Origin of the sequence: Candidatus Contubernalis alkalaceticus, assembly GCF_022558445.1 — a bacterium.
Lineage (GTDB): Bacteria > Bacillota > Dethiobacteria > SKNC01 > SKNC01 > Contubernalis > Contubernalis alkaliaceticus.
On the sequence record NZ_CP054699.1, the window covers coordinates 2,349,126 to 2,365,941 of the forward strand.

Sequence of the window (16,816 nt, forward strand, 5' to 3'; positions counted from 1 at the left end):
CCGAAAAGGAACATGCTTAATCTCATATTTGTCTTTTATTTAAAACACCTCTTTATATAAAAAATAGGGGAGCGACCAACTCCCCATTTGAATCGTGAGCGTAAATCAATTACTCAACAAACAAATAGCAACGTTAAGCAGAACGTTAACTATCTTCCTAATTTTTTACCATTTAAAATAAATTCAACTTAAAAAACCCTTTAAACATGGGGATCACAGGGTTAGATAACTCGGCTCCTATATCACTCTACCCTCCTTCCTCAAGGATTTAGGTTCAATTAGCCAATTTGATTATAAAAAAATGCTGCATCGAGTGACACAACATATACCTATCATATATTAACTTACATTTGCTTCTTCTAATGCTTCAGCATTCTTTAAATCTTCCTCATCCCAATGTATCGGAACAACTACTCCATTCAACAATTTACTATTTTCCATCCACTTTATATAGTCTAACACCTGGTCAATCTTCCATTCGACAGGCCATGGCATCCCGTTGTAATCCATATCCAACAGATACTTTCTAACATAACCATCATATTTTTCCTCATGTTTGATATGCTCCAATTTTAATTCATTATTTTTTTCCGATTTCTCATCAATATAACGCTTGTCTCTAAGATTGAAATAAAACAAACTATCATTAACCAAAGTGACTAAATTAATATTCATCCTCTTACCCTTAACTTTAACCTTGTAATCAATCCTAAACCGCCAACCTTGATTACTTAGATACCGACACACAGCATATACAATTTTGTCTTTGTCAGTAATCACATTATAGATTTTATATAACTGGTCATACCCAAATATATTATCCAATTCCTTCCACCTTAAATATCTCTCATCAACCTCATCAATTATTTTAAACTCAAAACTATCCTTACCCAAATCGTTAAAATCAGCCTGCAATTCCTGATTATAATGTTTGCCATTCTCAAGTTGACTCATATGCGTATCAAATCTAGCAAACGCATTTTTCGCACTACCAATATATACCATCCCGTTTTCTATGTTCTTGATTTTATAAATCTGACCCATTGTTTTATATTTCCTCCTTTTAAATTTTTATTGGTTTTATTTTTTATATTTTTTAATTAAAAAAGAGACCTCATTTATGAAGTCTCTTAACTATCTGAATCCATATATCTAAAACTAGCCTGTTTCAATGGAAAGTTAGAAAACAAATATACCTTACTATCATTTCTTAACAGTCTGGCTCTTCCGACAGCCTGTTCTAATTCTGATTCTATAAACCACAACTGAATATTCCTTAGTTCTTTATTCTCATAAGTCATAAACCAGAAATTGTAATATCTCCAATTTATCTCTTGATACTTCATTTCTGCATCGTTAATCTCTACACCCAAAGCAATAGCAAACATCATGTAAACTATCTCATTTAGATGGGGAGTTCCAACGACAGCAATATCTTGTCCGTTGTAACAATCATTTCCATCTAAACCACCAAAATTCAATTCAGATTCAGATTCTTTGTGTGATTTATAAGTGATGATTGATATATCTCCAACAAGATTTTTTACTTTCTCAAACAATTCTTCATCATTCTTTAAACAATCTCTGGAAAAACTTCTCTCAGGATATTGAAGTAATTCTCCTTGATACTCAGCTTCCCTACAGAGATGGTATCTTAATCTATCACCAAAAACTTTTTGATAAATCTGCTCATTAGCAGTAGCACTTAGGATTATTATTTTAGTCTTTGGTAATTCGTGTTTAACTATATATTGGATGATGTCTGATTCAGAATAAAATCCTTCAACAGTCATCTTATTTTTATCGGGATTATACCTATATGCAGCACAACTTTTTAAAAACCCAATGACATTAGAATTAATCTCATTACCTACGTCTGCCACCTGGCTCTCAAAGTTATGTTCGTTATCTAAATTTATAGGTTTTACTTTAGAATACGTCATATAAAAAGTATCTAATAAAATATCTCTATATTTTTGACTAACTTCTCTTTTGTCGTAACTAGATATATATTCAATCTTCTGTATCTTCAGCAAATCCTTAACAGTCACTTTTTGTATTTTAAATAACGTCTTAATAATGTCCTCATCAATTATGATATTATGATTGCTAAATTGATCTTCCTGGAAATATAACAACCTATCATGAGTTGTTATAATATGGCCTTTAAACTCCTTCAGCAAATCAAGTTTATTAATATAATCAATTAAACTAGATATATTCTTCTCTTTTGCCATTTTTCTAATAAATTTACTGGCAATATATGTAGCTCCCAAAGCATAAAGTCTCTCAATTTCTAACTTCACATTTTGAGGTAATTTTTCCGGCAAAACAGGAGTTTTTAATACATCATACCCCTGTTCCTTACACCTATCATAAATCTCATCTTTGAGTTTATGGGTAGGAACCGCAATTATATAAGGTTTATCTGAAGATTCTAATAATTCAATATATAACTGTGACTTTCCTATTCCAGTTTGAGCTACTAAAACATGAATATTATCATCTTTTGCTTTCTGGATATTAACAAACTTCTCTTTTAAATCCCTCTCGGCTTCCTGTAAACTAACAAAATCTAAATCATTATCTAACTTAACGATAGTATTCCTTTTTGTCTTAGCTGTTAAGATCATATTTTTAGCATGTTCACAATCATCAGCAAGCGGACAAAAGTTTTCACAACGCATAGGAGCATAATCCATCTTTTGGATATAATTTACATAATAACCCCAGTCTTTTTCGGTATAACTATCAAATTCAATATTATTTAGAATTTCCAAAAACTTCTTGGAACCACTCTTAACCTGACATAGATTTGTAGCCATTCCAAAAAGTTCATTGTGATAACACCATCTTTCACCCTCGGCAAATTGCCGGTATAATTGACATCGATTAGATAAATCATCGAAGTTAAAATTTCTAATCAAATCTCTCCTGCCAGTTTTAGTATTGGTAGGAGAAAAAGTTACAGAACCATCTTTTTTTACTTTCTTGATTTTTTCAGTAAAATAAACAACATATTTATTTTTTGAAATTCTGGGGGCATCTTCTATATTATATATATATATAGGACTTGCCCCTGAAATTTCAATTTTTGTATTTTCATAATCTTCATCTATCAATTCTACCCAAGGCAAACCATTTTTTAACTCAATTCCTACTTGTTCAGCATATTTCTTTATAAGCCTTAAATAATTAATTTTGTCTGTGTCTCTATAATATTCCACTAAAGACAACATCAAATCACTTATATTAAATACTGCTTTGTCAATATTCTCATTAGTATAAATTAAACCTTTTCCACCAAAAAACATCCTACAGCAATCCTTACAACTTATATCACACTCTGGAAATATTTCCATCAAAGCCAACTGAATTATTTTAGCAATTCTACTGTCAGTGATTACTACATCGTTACAGAGTGCCACCCTAAATTTATTTTTATTAACTGAGGAAAAGGTCTCATAAGCAAAACTAATAGGTAATCTATACCTATCAGCTCTGGTTTTAACATCTTCCCAAGTTATGCCATTGTCAAAATCTAAAGCGAATACTTGTTGACTCCTAAAATTAGCAATTTTCCTTTTTCCATCTGTGAAAGTGGAAGGACACCAACTTAATCCTTTCTCTCCAGTCAAAACTGCTAGATTTTTTAATTTGTTGTTATTAATTAACTTTGGTATTCTGCTGCTTATTATTGCGATTGATTTTTTGGCAGGTTTACTGTAAAATCTCTGATTGTCTAAACTTACATTAATCATTAGTTCATTTGTTGTTGCGACGTTTAACATTCAAACCTCCTTTTTTTACGCTGTTTTTAATTTAAAATTTTTAATTTCCTCCAAAATTCCATCATCAAACCGAAATACGAAAACTGTATCATGCATTTTTTTTCGGTCTGGCTTAATATCAATAATCTGATAACCATTTTTTAATAAATGTCTTGCCAGTTGTGGAGTAAAAACTAATTTTGCTTCCTTAATCATTTTTTTTCTCCTCCAACCCAATCTCATCTAAATCTTCCTCCAACCCACTCACATTCTCAAAAACAAATACTATTCTCTCAGGATTATCTTTATTTTTTTTAATATCAATAACCTCATAACCCATTCCCAACAACCTCCTAGCAATCTTTGGATTAAAAATCAATTTAGCATTTGCTGTTTGTTGCTTTAGATTTTTTTTGAGTCCTCTCAGATTTCCTAATTTACGTATTGTTTTTAAATCTTCTTCTAATCCATCCATATCTTTAAAAACGAATATTGTTTTATCCGGCTGATGCTTATTTTGCTTAACGTCTAAAATTTGATAGTTTAATCTCAATAAACCACTTGCTAATTTACCACTAAAAATTAATTTGACATCTGAACCTTGATATGCCATTGACCATCTCTCCATTCTTTTTTTAATATAAAACTTGACTATCTATTTTAAATCTGTTATACTAATGTTAGGTATTTATGCCTAAATCACAAAAAAGTTTTTTTTATTAGAGAGCATACTTTCTTGTTCTCTTTTTTGTATTTTTGTTATCATTTTGGAATACTTTAGATTCTAAACTATCTAATCTCTTTCCAGTATCTCGCAATTCATCTTTCATCACTTTTGCGTTTTTGTTCAAACAATCCAAATTCACATTAATCTTCTTCAACACCTTCCCAACGTCAGCCAAAGTATTATTTATACCTCTAAACATCTCTTCTTCTTTTTTTGCTCTTTCCGCTGCATCCACAAACCATTTGTCCACCATTTGTTCGTATCTATCACACATTTTATCAAGCCTAGTCTCTAAACTCTCTATCCTCTCAGTATTTGTCTTTGTCATTTTTCTCACCTCACTTTCTTAGTTTAGTTATATTTTGAATCTTTGTTTTAAAAAATAATGGCAGCTGAAATGACTAGTTCCAGCCACCACCGACATTTAACAATGTCTCAGAAAAATCAATTAGTATTTTAATCTCCTAAACAGGAGAATAAAACCATTAAAAAAGTTGGCGGCAGCATCAACTACCGCCCATTATCAAATAAAAATTTAAGGAGTATTTTGTTGACAATGGGTTTTAGCCAACAAAAACGGGTTTATTAAATCCCAAAACTACTAAGAAATAGTTTCAGGTTTTAAACTTTTTAAAGGTTTTGCGGGCAGTATTAACCACCCGCAAAGAGGAAAATAATATAATGTTAAAATTGTAACATACCGGATATGTTACAAACTCTATAAACTTTTTTGTTTTTGTTGTTCAAATAAATCTACAAAATAATATGTTAGCTTTAAAAAATTGCTATTCGATAAATTTTCTCTGCCTGCTTTGAAATGACTCAATCTAGTTTCATGTATCCCTAATTTATTGCAGAGCCATCTAGCTTTGATTCCGTTTTCTTTTAAATATTTATCTAATTTTTTTCTCAGGCAAGATTGATCCTGGAAAGTATACATTTTTAATTCATTCCTTTCTAATTAATTAATTTTGAGTAATCGTAAAAAACTTGCATTAAAATATATTAAAACTTTATATATTATCACTGTTATTGTTAAAAGTCAAGCAAAAATTTTTTTAAAAAGAGAATGTGGTACCATCGCAATAATCTAAGTATTGCTCCCACATTCCCTTCTCATATTGTAAAAAGTAAAATAATGGCTGTAACTCCCATTCTATAAGGGTTTATAACACTTTTTCTAAAAATTAATTTGTGTTAAAAATCGCTGAAACCCTTGTATTTATTGACTTTTTGACAGTTTCCTAAATAAAACTTTAAGCTGTTTTCTTTTTTCTTAATTTAGCATTTAATCTATTTATTTTTTCAGCACACCCAGGACACATTTTTTGTCTATTGCTTTTCTTCTTTGCTCTGGCCCCACAACAATTACACATAATAGTTCCATTTAAGTTTTTGGTTAAATTTTCTACAATCACATCACCAAAAACTTTAAACAATAATTCCTTTCTTCCATCTCTTTCTTTTTTGTTAGATTTGTAGATGTATTTTATAATCATATCTACAGCATCTTCAAGTTTAACATTTATAGATTCGCAAAATAAGGAAAATTCATCCTTCATAATACTCCAAACTGCAATACCTATTTCCTCTTTTTTTGCTGAATCTTCATTAAAGAAATACTTCTGAGATTCTTCTTTCATCCTCATATATTCATTTATTACCCTACCATCAATTTCTATTTTCTTATTATTGATTAATTTATCATATCTAAATTTTCCAGTGCCACTAAAATCAAAATCACCTTGTTTAATATCCTCAATATTTTTACATATCCTATTAACAGTTGAATCATTAATTTTTGAAACATTGTCTTTATCTTTAGCAAACCTAAAGAAATAAGGCATTTTTAAATTATGTAGTTTAATTTTAGAAGCCATCTCTCCTTCAATCTCAGGCATCTCTAATGTTTTTGCTGCATCAATGGAGAAGTTATTTAAAGCTGTAATTGCTTTAAGTAAGTCTAAGTCAATACTCTCACAATTCCAGCCAACAGATAAAGCATTAGAGTATTTACCAATATTACTATATTTAAAGGCTAATTTTAAACTATTAATTATGTTTTTGTTGTTTATAATTTGTGGTTCAGCACTTCCCATCTCATAATACAAGGGCAGAACCCCTTTCATATTCCTTTTGGCTACTTTGATTAATGTAGAATCAGCCACAACAAGACTAGTATCACCATCTACATCAAACTGAAGCATCTTTGAAATTAAATCATGACAAGATGTATAAATACCATTAGTGGTGAACCATTTATTTATATCTTTAGAAAATACGTTATCCCTCACCGCATGTTCTCTGTATAAATGAGGACTCCGATTTACTAACAATTCATTGTTATTTTTATACAGCTTACATGATACCTGACCATTCTCTAATAAACCTTCTGGATTATCAATATTACCTAATGAATACTGCATCCAGGCATATACATCAGGAATAATATATGTATTTTTTGCATTTATCGAAAACTTACCATATTTTGACTTCTTTTTGGTTGAATTAATTATGCCGGATAGTTTGTGTTTGACGTGATTGTCATTCAAAAGTTCTGGATAAATGCTTAATGCCTCCTGAAGATAATTTTTATTTTCATTTTTTATTGAAGCTCCTAAAATATCTAACATAGTTTCTTTTTTTGTATAAGCATTAGTTATTTTTTTATCTATAGGATCAGTGAATTTCTTAATCTCATCATCTGTCATATCAGTTAAAGTCTGCCACATTTGATAGTTAAATGATTTATTTTTAAAATTATCAGGCTCTACATTGCAGATTGAAGCATGACAGTTGTATAACTTAAACTTATCTTTATAATCCTGCCAATTCTCATAAAATCCCGACATTTTGAATTGTGATTTAGAGAAAACATATTTGATATTATCTTCTTTTAAATCCCACTCTTTACCATATATATCTGTTACCTTGTAATTGCCTTCATTTTCTTCTTTGCAGTATTCTAGATAGTCCACTGGGGTTAGGATGCCCTTTATCCAGGGAAGCCTTACCATGAAGGTTTTTGTTGATTCTGAAGCCAATATCCAACCGCAACCATCCGAATGTTCAATTTCTATATCCATTGGTTTTGATTCACTCTTGAATGTTTTATTGTCGATATAATCAACTTCACCTGTTACTGTAGTCTTAAAATCTTCTATAACTATTGCCTTATCAATATTAAAATTTTCCCATTTGTTTGTAGCTGAATTATTCAATGCTAAATAACTTAAATATTTATTAATATTACAACCACCGGATTTATTAATATTTTTATCTGTTAAACCACACATCAATGATTTCTGATATTCTTTAAATACTGATTCTTTAATCATTACTATTTTTTTTGTCCTAATCTGCCCTGCTGAGGCAGTATAAAAAATATATTTTTCATTATTATATAGGAACCCATCATCTATGATTTGCTCCATGACAGGATAATGATATACTCTCACAATCATAATATCTTTAGTTAATTTACTATAATCTAAGTTTAATGTTCTGGTTAATGAACCATCAAACATTCCAACAATGTTGTATTTAGAAACCTTCTCAGGATTTAATGATCTGGTTTTCTTGTTTTGGTTTAATAATTCATTTAACTCTTTCTTTAGTTTAGTAATTTCTTGCTGATAATTTTTATATAATACATTTTCTTTCAATAATTTCTGAAATTCCTTTGATTTAAAGGTTTCTTTATTATCTTTAAAACATTTATTTACTTGCTTTCGAAAGTGCTTATTCCTAAATCTAATTTTTTTGCCATCCTTATTGACAATATAAAATTTGTTCCTATAGAATTGGCATATATTGTTAAAATCAAAATCATCTAAGCATAAATATGTAAATAATAAATATTCCTCCAATGTTCTCCTTTTAATTTCAAACCAAATTTTTCTTTTGTTCACCTTTTCTTCTTCTTTGCTATAGAAACTCTGAGTATCAATACTATAAACTTGAATTAATTTGTTTTTCTCACTACCCATTTTTTAAATCCTCCTTTAAATTTTTTATTTTTTTATTTCTATATATTTCTTTTTTTTTACATATAAAAAGGTAGCCAACTGTTACCTGGCCACCTCAAAACTCAAAACTCAGGATTTTGATTCTATTCATTTTATATAAAAAGTTAAAACGCCACTCCCTTTTTTTTTACAAAACTGATTTTATAAAATTTTTAAGGTGATGTCAAGTTTTACAAATTGCTCTTCTCCTTGCTAAAAAAACTTGCTTTAAAAAAAATAAAACAACAGGCTGAGTTATCTTTTTCTTGCTCTATACTATCCATATAAGCGTCTCTTGCTTGTCGGCTGTGACCCTTTATTTACGGGGTTTACAGAGGATTTTAAAACGGTTAGATTTGCATTTTTGACACTTTTTTGATTTAGAAATTCTAGTTTACATAACTCTTTAAGGGTAGTTATAAACCCTTTATTCATAATGGTTTCAGGGAATTTTAAAACCATGTGAAATTTATTTTTGTCATTTATTAGTCATTACTAAAAAAAACCAACAATCTCAAAAAATCCTTGATTTATGGGAATTAGGGGGAGTAGTTTGCTTTCAACAATTTTGATTTTGTTATTTCTATTCTAATTAAATAAGATGGTAATTTTAAATCAAAAAACCCTTTATTCATGGAGTCTACAGAGAATTCCTACTACTTCACATTTGTTTTTTTTGTCTCTTTACCATAGTATAAAAAACCAACAATTTCAAATAGTCCTTTATCTATGGGAGTTTTTAGATTTTCCTACTACTCTAGCAAAAACTATTTTTGTAATTTATCTTCACTCTTATACGTTCATAAACCAAATATTAACAATCCTTTATTCATGGGGGTTTTTAGGATTTTTAAAATGCTAACAAAATCACTTTCTTACTTTTCTCATAAGAAATTTTTGATATTCATTTCTATTTTTCTTCCAGCAACTCCGGCAATATCTCAAATTATTGCTTGTAATTTTCACAGGAACCCCACATTCCTCACATCTCTTATATCTATCTGGATACCATATCTAAAAAATACACAAGTGTCAGAACAACCCTTTTAATATAGGATTTTTGGAAGTTTTTAAAAAGTGGTAATGAATTTTATTTTTGCTCTAAATCCTCTATAATAGACTCTCTTTAAGGGTATCTGCAACCCCTTTATTTATAGGGGTTTTGGAGATTTTGATTTTCAAACTTTTTAAAATTTACTATCCTTTTCATAATATAACCAAAAACTTAACAACCAGTAAACTTGAAGTGATGTGATTTTTTCTTCTTGCTCTCTTTCATAACTAAAAAAAACTTAATGATTAATAAACCCTTTATTTGCGGGATTGTTAAGTATCAGGAGTTTTCCTAGTATTAATATCATAAACAGCAATAATATTTTTTATTTACTGTTTTTAAAAATGTCACCCATATATATTAATACCATAATTAGCAACAATATTTTTTTTTGCTAAATATGTCTAATAATAGGGTACCTTTAACGTCTGCTGTGAGCCTTTATTTATGGGACTTAGGAATACTTGATTGCTTATACAGAATTGTATTTTTGTTATTTATTAGTCATTACTTATACTTTCGTAATCTTGAATTAAAAAACCCTTTACTTGTGGTAGTTTGGAAGATTTTTAACTTGGTTAGAATCTTGTTTTTTTAGATTATTACCACTACTAAAAAATATATAATTTTTAGATAATCCTTTATTTATAAGAGTTTTTGGAGAATTCCTAAAAATACACATTTGAGTTTTATTATCACATTATAAAAAAAATATAATTTTCAGATAGCCTTTATTTATATGAATAATCTGCATAATCCTAAGTGTCCACATTTTAGTTTTAATTTTAATATCTTATACCCTATACCTATCCCTCTACAATGTTCAAAACCTATATATAATCCTTAAAATCGCACTCAAATTTCGACGTTTAGAATTTGCGAAGGGTAAGGGTTAGGGGGAGATAAGTTGAATTAAAATAGAGGCTTTTAAATGGATTTAAAATATCATTTCTAACAATATATTAGTAAATTATATTAGTAAAAATCATAATTTAAATTTTAATCAATTTGGCAGGTTATACTACTCTATTTTAATACTCCAAAACATAGGGGTAATACGTGATATTAGAGTCTGTATTGGATTTTAAATTTAAACGAAGGGTAATGTATGGGTTGGATAAATACGGGGCATTTTGGAGGGGATTTAAAGGAGTTTTAATTGGTTTAGACAAAGAAAAAAACGTCATTTAGACGTTTGAAGGGAAAAGATATTTTACTTGATTTGTTAGGATGTCATAGAATACTAATATCTCTTGGTTGTGGCAGTCTATTACTCTGATACCGAATGGTAGGAAGGGAAAGTCTTTGAGAGTGATAGATTGTTCGTTGAAATTTTGATTGATCCAATTTAGAACTATCTCACGTTTTCCAGGCATTAGGGAAGCCTCCTTTTATCTTCCCTAGATTAAACATTTCAAATACTGCACTTATCGGAGGGGGTAAATATCCCAAGCCGGGGGAAGTGAGCCTGGCCCATCACGGAGTTCTTTTTCTAGATGAACTTACGGAATTTCGGAAAGAAGCTCTAGAAATGTTACGGCAGCCTATGGAGGATGGTGAAGTGACCATCTCTCGAATGAATGCCACTTATACCTATCCCGCCCGGTTCACCTTTATTTCCAGCATGAATCCATGTCTTTGCGGGTATTACAATGACCCTCACAGAGAATGCACCTGTTCTTATCTTGAACTAAGGCGTTACCGAAAAAAACTGTCCGGACCATTGTTGGACCGCATCGACCTGCACATCCAAATCTCCAGGCCCTCCTTTGAAGAACTGACGGAAAACTTAGATGTAGAGAGCTCAAAAAGCATACGGAACAGAGTAACTGCAGCTAGAAACATACAAAATAAAAGATTTAAAGGTACCGGCATTTACTATAATTCTCAAATGAACACATGTCTTTTAAAAAAGCACTGTATGCTGGATCACATCAGTCAAAAGCTTATAAAGCAAGCCTTTCAAACATTCAAACTCAGCGGGAGAGCTTATCACCGCCTGATTAAAGTAGCTCGCACCATAGCCGACCTGGAGGGATCAGAAAAAATTCGTCCTGAATATATGGGAGAAGCCCTGCAGTACCGCCCCACTGAACATATCTCCGGTTAAACGACTTCTTTTTGTCCTTGCCTTTTCTTCTGCCACAACAGGTCGATAAAAGCCTCCAACCGGGTTTCTACCCCGGTTTTCCCCGTCTGTTCGTCAATAAACAGAGTTAAAACAGGGATATCTAAATCTCTGCTCAGCTTGGGCATAATACTCTTTGCCACAATTTCTGGAATACAGGTAAAGGGCGCCAACTGAATAACTCCATCATAACCCTGTGCTGCATAATGCACTGTCTCCCCAATACTGTTTTGGCCATGACCCCCGATTTTCTGGGAAAGGTAAGGAGCAGCTAGTTTCTTTATATCCTTAGATCCTGTAGCAAATACATCATCCCGCATAAATTGGGTTAAAAATATACTACGCCTTACAACCGCACCCATATTTCCTAGAGTTTCTTCTATAGTAAAGTTAACAAAAGGCTCCAACTGCACATAAATTTCTCCGATAATTCCAATTTTTAATACTTCCCGGTTAGGATTTTGAGCTACCTTTGCCAGTTCTCTCAGGCCGGACTCCCGGGCTTCCAATATTTCTGACATGGTACGGGCTTCCTTTATATACTTAAGTCCCTTTTCCATAGCCCTGGTGGCTTCTCCCCGTTTTAATTCCCGAGGTCTAAGCTGATGTGCCCCCAATTCTACATCATCTAGAGCTTTTAACTTTTCCCAGTTGATTTTTAAATAGTGCCACAGAGCCTTCCAAGAATTATTGCCCTTTAAACGTTTCACCTTTTTCATAAAATCAATTGGTGTTTTTAAAGGCGGCCAAAAAAAAATCATTTCCGGATCATAACCCAAATCTCTAATAATTCTAATATGAAGCTCCCCATAATATCCTGCCCTACAGGGGCCTTTACCTCCACCGCTTACAATAGTGTCCACACCCTTTGGCAGTGTCTCCAAGTAATTTCCTAACACAATTTTAAAGGGAATACAGGCAAATTCCGGGGAGTATTGAGTGCCCAAACTTAAGGTCTTTTTTGTAGGTTGAGGAGGGACAATTACTTCATGCCCTAAATCCTCCAATAGACTTTGAAAAACGATAGAAGAAGTTCCCATGTGAGCATAAGTAGTCTTCATAACTAAACCAATCCTTTCTTCTTCTTCAGCATATCTGTAAAGGCCTCCAGACGGGTATGCAGTCCTGTGTCCCCGGTGTGCTCATCTATAGTCACGGTCATAAAAGGCATTCCGGCTTTTTTTGCCTCTAGTTCTACGAGTTTATCCACCATAGCATCAGGACCACAGCCAAATGCCGTAACATGTATTATGCCATCCACCTTTTCCTTATCAAGATAATGCAGGCAGGCCCAGATCACCTGATTGCTGTAATACCAAAAAAGATCCAGAGGTAAACGGCGCTTTGCCAATTTTAAATCTCCAGGAGATATATCATCAGCAACACAGGGTATAACATTCATATCCTCTAACTTTTTTATCAGATTAACGCTCATAAAACCATCATAAAGCACATAAGGATAAGCTAGTACTGCCAGCTTTAAAGATTTACATCCTTGATTTCTGCGGGGAATCATAGCAATTTCTCTATCCTGACTCTCCGCTGATGTTGGATACAACCCTTTCAACAACTGTTTTTTATATCTTTTCCAGGCGTAAAGCCCCTTAAAATAAGCCCACCAGATACGCCAAACATTGCTCGTGAATTTTCGTCCTAACCTATAATAAAAACGGGAAAAATCAAACCAGTGCCGATTAAAATTTAAGTTTTCTACAATTAACTCAGGAAGGTTATCTATAGAACATTTAACCATATCCGGAAGGCCTAAAAATTTGGGACAAAGAGTAGCTTTACCATCAATACTAATCAGACGGGGAATAAAAATATAGTCAACTTTGTTTTTTAAAGCCATAACATGGCCATGAAAAACCTTTATAGGGATACAAGCATCATTAACCGTTTCCTTTACTCCGTAGTCCATAATGGCTTTATTAGTAGGAGAAGAGATGACTACCTTTAAACCCAACTCCTCAAAAAAAGTCGTCCACAAAGGAAAATAAGTATAAAAGTATAAAGTTCTGGGAATGCCTATTTTGATAGATTCTGCCATATTTATCACCTGCCATCATTAAAATGCCAAAAATATTAACCTCACTCTTTCTTTTAATAAAGAGTCTGCCTATAAAAGAATAAATACTTCTTCAAAAGAGATTTTAACACAGCTTACTATATATTTACATACATAAATTATAAATAATGTTTAAGTTGATAATTATTTTTTAAATTTTTAAGTCTCTAATTCTTTTTCTTTCCTTTTTAAGTGGACTGCTTCCTTTTTTCTTTAAAATAATTTTCTTTAAAAAAAAATAACAATTCTTTAATGAGTGAACTCGTTTCAGTAAGCTTTAACATCGGGGAATCAGGTGGAGACTCTACTCCACCTGATTATGAGCCCCACCTGAGCTAACGCTTAGAGGTGGGATCTTATACCCTAAAAAAAAGAGATAAACTACCCATATTGGATAGTTTATTCACTGCTTGACTGTGAGTTACCTTGAGTTTAGTACATATCTCTATTTTTCAGTAAAAATTAAACGGCTGTCTTTGCGATCAACCAAAACCCGGCTTCCCTCCTGATAATCTCCAGCCAATATTCCTTTAGCCAAGGGATTTTCCAGTTCTTTTTGGATGGCCCTTTTCAAGGGCCGGGCACCAAATAAGGGGTCATAACCGGTATCCGCCAGAAACTCTTTGGCCTCAAATGTCAGCTCAATTTCAATGTTCTGGTCTCTCAACCTACGGGAAAGCCGCTCCAGCTGGATATCCACAATGTGAACCAAGTGCTCCCGGTTCAAGGGATGAAATACTACTATATCATCCACCCGATTTAGAAATTCCGGTCTAAAAGAAGTCCTGAGTTTTTGCATTACTTTTTCTTTAATTAGGGTAAAGGATTCTTGGCCTTTAGCTGTATCTTCCATAATAATTTCACTGCCCAGGTTACTGGTCATAATAATAACTGTATTCCTAAAATCTACAGTCCTGCCCTGAGAATCAGTAAGTCGTCCTTCATCTAAAAACTGCAGCAGCACGTTAAAAACATCAGCATGGGCCTTTTCAATTTCATCAAATAAAATAACTGAGAAAGGCCGTCGGCGTATAGCATTGGTCAACTGTCCCCCCTCCTCATATCCCACATATCCTGGGGGAGCTCCCGTAAGCCTGGCTACTGAATGTTTCTCCATATACTCAGACATATCCATCCGAATCATAGCACTTTCATCATCAAATAAAAGATGTGCCAGGGAACGGGCCAGCTCTGTTTTTCCTACACCGGTGGGCCCGAGAAAGATAAAAGAACCAATGGGACGGTCAGGATCCTTGATGCCGGAGCGGGCCCGAATCACCGCATCACTGACCAGTTGAACCGCCTCATCCTGACCCACCACCCTCTGATGCAGGCGCTCGCCCAGGTGCAAAAGCTTCTGCCGTTCCCCCTCCATCAACTTACTGATAGGAATCTTGGTCCATCGGGAAACCACTAAAGCAATATCCTCTTCGTCCACCTCTTCTTTTAACAGTCGAGAGTCCCCGGAACGTTTTTCAGCCGTTTTCTTTTCGGCTTCTGCCAGCTGACTCTCCAGTTGGGCCAGACGTCCATATTTCAACTCTGCCAAACGATTCAAATCATAGGTCCGTTCCGCCTGTTCAATTTCCAGCTTAGTCTCTTCGATCTGCTCTCTCAGCTCCCTGAGACGGGTGATATAGCTTTTCTCCTCCTCCCAGCGGGCTCGAAGCAGGTCTGCTTCTTCCTTTAACCTCTGCAGTTCATCATCAATTTTGCTTAATCGTCCACGGGAAGCATCGTCTACTTCTTTTTTTAGTGCCTCCTTTTCAATCTCCAACTGAAGCACCCTTCTAGAAACTTCATCCAGGTCTGAAGGCATACTGTCAATTTCCGCTCTAATCAGCGCTGCCGCCTCATCTATTAGATCTATGGCTTTATCCGGAAGAAAACGATCGGTAATATAGCGGCTGCTCAAAGCAGCCGCAGAAACCAATGCTGAGTCTTTAATCCGTACACCGTGGTGAACTTCATATCTTTCCTTTAACCCTCTCAAAATAGATATGGTATCGGAAAGACTGGGTTCTCCCACCACCACCGGCTGAAAGCGACGTTCTAAAGCTGCATCCTTTTCAATATGTTTACGGTACTCACTCAAAGTAGTAGCACCGATACAGTGCAGTTCGCCCCTTGCCAGCAAAGGCTTAAGTAAATTGCTGGCATCCATAGCTCCCTCCGCTGCACCAGCACCCACTACCGTATGCAGTTCATCAATGAAAAGTATAATTTCCCCCTGGGACTCCTGAATCTCTTTCAATACCGCTTTTAGCCTTTCCTCAAACTCACCCCGATATTTGGCTCCGGCAATAAGAGACCCCATGTCCAGAGAAAAAATCAGCTTATTCTTCAAGCCCTCCGGAACATCATTTTTAGCAATCCGTTGAGCCAAACCTTCTGCAATAGCCGTTTTTCCCACTCCAGGCTCCCCAATCAAAACCGGGTTATTTTTGGTGCGCCGGGAAAGAACCTGAACAATACGCCGAATCTCTTCGTCCCTACCAATCACCGGATCCAGTTTGCCGGACCGGGCTGATTCCGTAAGGTCCCGACCATAACGGGTAAGAGCCTCAAAGGTTCCTTCCGGATCTGGACTGGTAACTCTCTGATGTCCCCTGATTTTCTGCAATACTTCTAAAACCTGAGTTCTACCCAACCCCTCCTGCCGTAATATTTTAGCTGCATCGTTGGCTTCCGCGGAGAGCAGTGCCAAAAACAAATGCTCCACACTAATATACTCGTCTTTAAAAGCTTCCGCTTCGCTTTTTGCTTTTTCAATAATTCTGCCCACACTGGGGCTCATGTATATTTGTTCCTGACCAGTCTTGGAATAAACCTGAGGCATTTTCTTCAGATGTTCTTCCACCTTTTCCAACAAAGCATTAGGGTTAGCTTCTAACAAATTCAGAATTCTTCCAGCCATACCCTCCGGCTGCTCCAAGAGAGCAAACAAGAGATGTTCTGGCTCAATTCTCTGGTGGTTATATTTAAGCGCAGCATTCTGAGCGCCTAGCACAGCTTCTTGTGCCTTGTGAGTAAATTTATTTAAGTCCATTATGTCACTCCCT

The 16,816-nt window shown here is 33.9% G+C and carries 10 protein-coding genes and 1 pseudogene; 2 read left to right on the top strand and 9 right to left on the bottom strand.

Translation table 11 applies throughout. From position 1 onward, the window contains the following. Window positions 1–339 precede the first annotated feature (339 nt). The 6 genes from HUE98_RS11825 to HUE98_RS11850 form a co-directional block, all read right to left on the bottom strand. Window positions 340–1,044, bottom strand: a complete 705-nt coding sequence (locus HUE98_RS11825; RefSeq protein ID WP_241420844.1) for a GIY-YIG nuclease family protein — start codon at window positions 1,042–1,044, stop codon at window positions 340–342. A gap of 86 nt (window positions 1,045–1,130) precedes the next feature. Next, entirely contained in the window at window positions 1,131–3,791 is a 2,661-nt protein-coding gene (locus HUE98_RS11830; RefSeq protein WP_241420845.1) for a hypothetical protein, read from the bottom strand. Between the two features lie 15 nt (window positions 3,792–3,806). Further along, complete coding sequence (locus HUE98_RS11835; RefSeq protein WP_241420846.1) at window positions 3,807–3,986, bottom strand: hypothetical protein; 180 nt, start codon at window positions 3,984–3,986, stop codon at window positions 3,807–3,809. Then, a complete protein-coding gene (locus HUE98_RS11840) occupies window positions 3,979–4,383 on the bottom strand; it encodes a hypothetical protein (RefSeq protein WP_241420847.1) in 405 nt (134 codons plus the stop codon). The genes HUE98_RS11835 and HUE98_RS11840 overlap by 8 nt, the downstream gene beginning before the upstream one ends. Before the next feature lie 106 nt (window positions 4,384–4,489). Beyond that, window positions 4,490–4,825 (bottom strand): hypothetical protein, encoded by a 336-nt coding sequence (locus tag HUE98_RS11845; protein ID WP_241420848.1) that lies wholly within the window; start codon window positions 4,823–4,825, stop codon window positions 4,490–4,492. Between the two features lie 928 nt (window positions 4,826–5,753). After that, the gene (locus tag HUE98_RS11850) at window positions 5,754–8,486 is read right to left on the bottom strand and encodes a hypothetical protein (protein WP_241420849.1); all 2,733 of its coding nucleotides are present in this window, start codon (window positions 8,484–8,486) and stop codon (window positions 5,754–5,756) included. Window positions 8,487–10,939: 2,453 nt separating this feature from the next. On the opposite strand from HUE98_RS11850, the pseudogene HUE98_RS18135 reads away from it, so the two are divergent. Further along, window positions 10,940–11,320, top strand: a pseudogene (locus HUE98_RS18135) (ATP-binding protein); the annotation flags it as partial. Window positions 11,321–11,335: 15 nt separating this feature from the next. Beyond that, entirely contained in the window at window positions 11,336–11,668 is a 333-nt protein-coding gene (locus HUE98_RS18140) for a magnesium chelatase subunit ChlI family protein (RefSeq protein ID WP_407080317.1), read from the top strand. Here the strand turns inward: HUE98_RS18140 and HUE98_RS11860 are convergent. From HUE98_RS11860 to clpB, 3 genes are all read right to left on the bottom strand, one after another. Next, on the bottom strand, window positions 11,665–12,747 hold the full coding sequence (locus tag HUE98_RS11860; protein ID WP_241420850.1) for a CoA protein activase: 1,083 nt from the start codon (window positions 12,745–12,747) through the stop codon (window positions 11,665–11,667). The two genes, HUE98_RS18140 and HUE98_RS11860, sit on opposite strands and share 4 nt — an antisense overlap. 2 nt (window positions 12,748–12,749) lie before the next feature. After that, complete coding sequence (locus HUE98_RS11865) at window positions 12,750–13,736, bottom strand: acyl-CoA dehydratase activase-related protein (protein WP_241420851.1); 987 nt, start codon at window positions 13,734–13,736, stop codon at window positions 12,750–12,752. Window positions 13,737–14,199: 463 nt separating this feature from the next. Then, a complete protein-coding gene (clpB, locus tag HUE98_RS11870) occupies window positions 14,200–16,803 on the bottom strand; it encodes an ATP-dependent chaperone ClpB (RefSeq protein ID WP_241420852.1) in 2,604 nt (867 codons plus the stop codon). Window positions 16,804–16,816: the final 13 nt, after the last annotated feature.

Coding starts and splice junctions, on each gene's coding strand:
- HUE98_RS11825 (WP_241420844.1), bottom strand. CDS start 1,044: ATGGGTCAGATTTATAAAATCAAGAACATAGAAAACGGGATGGTATAT.
- HUE98_RS11830 (WP_241420845.1), bottom strand. CDS start 3,791: ATGTTAAACGTCGCAACAACAAATGAACTAATGATTAATGTAAGTTTA.
- HUE98_RS11835 (WP_241420846.1), bottom strand. CDS start 3,986: ATGATTAAGGAAGCAAAATTAGTTTTTACTCCACAACTGGCAAGACAT.
- HUE98_RS11840 (WP_241420847.1), bottom strand. CDS start 4,383: ATGGCATATCAAGGTTCAGATGTCAAATTAATTTTTAGTGGTAAATTA.
- HUE98_RS11845 (WP_241420848.1), bottom strand. CDS start 4,825: ATGACAAAGACAAATACTGAGAGGATAGAGAGTTTAGAGACTAGGCTT.
- HUE98_RS11850 (WP_241420849.1), bottom strand. CDS start 8,486: ATGGGTAGTGAGAAAAACAAATTAATTCAAGTTTATAGTATTGATACT.
- HUE98_RS11860 (WP_241420850.1), bottom strand. CDS start 12,747: ATGAAGACTACTTATGCTCACATGGGAACTTCTTCTATCGTTTTTCAA.
- HUE98_RS11865 (WP_241420851.1), bottom strand. CDS start 13,736: ATGGCAGAATCTATCAAAATAGGCATTCCCAGAACTTTATACTTTTAT.
- clpB (WP_241420852.1), bottom strand. CDS start 16,803: ATGGACTTAAATAAATTTACTCACAAGGCACAAGAAGCTGTGCTAGGC.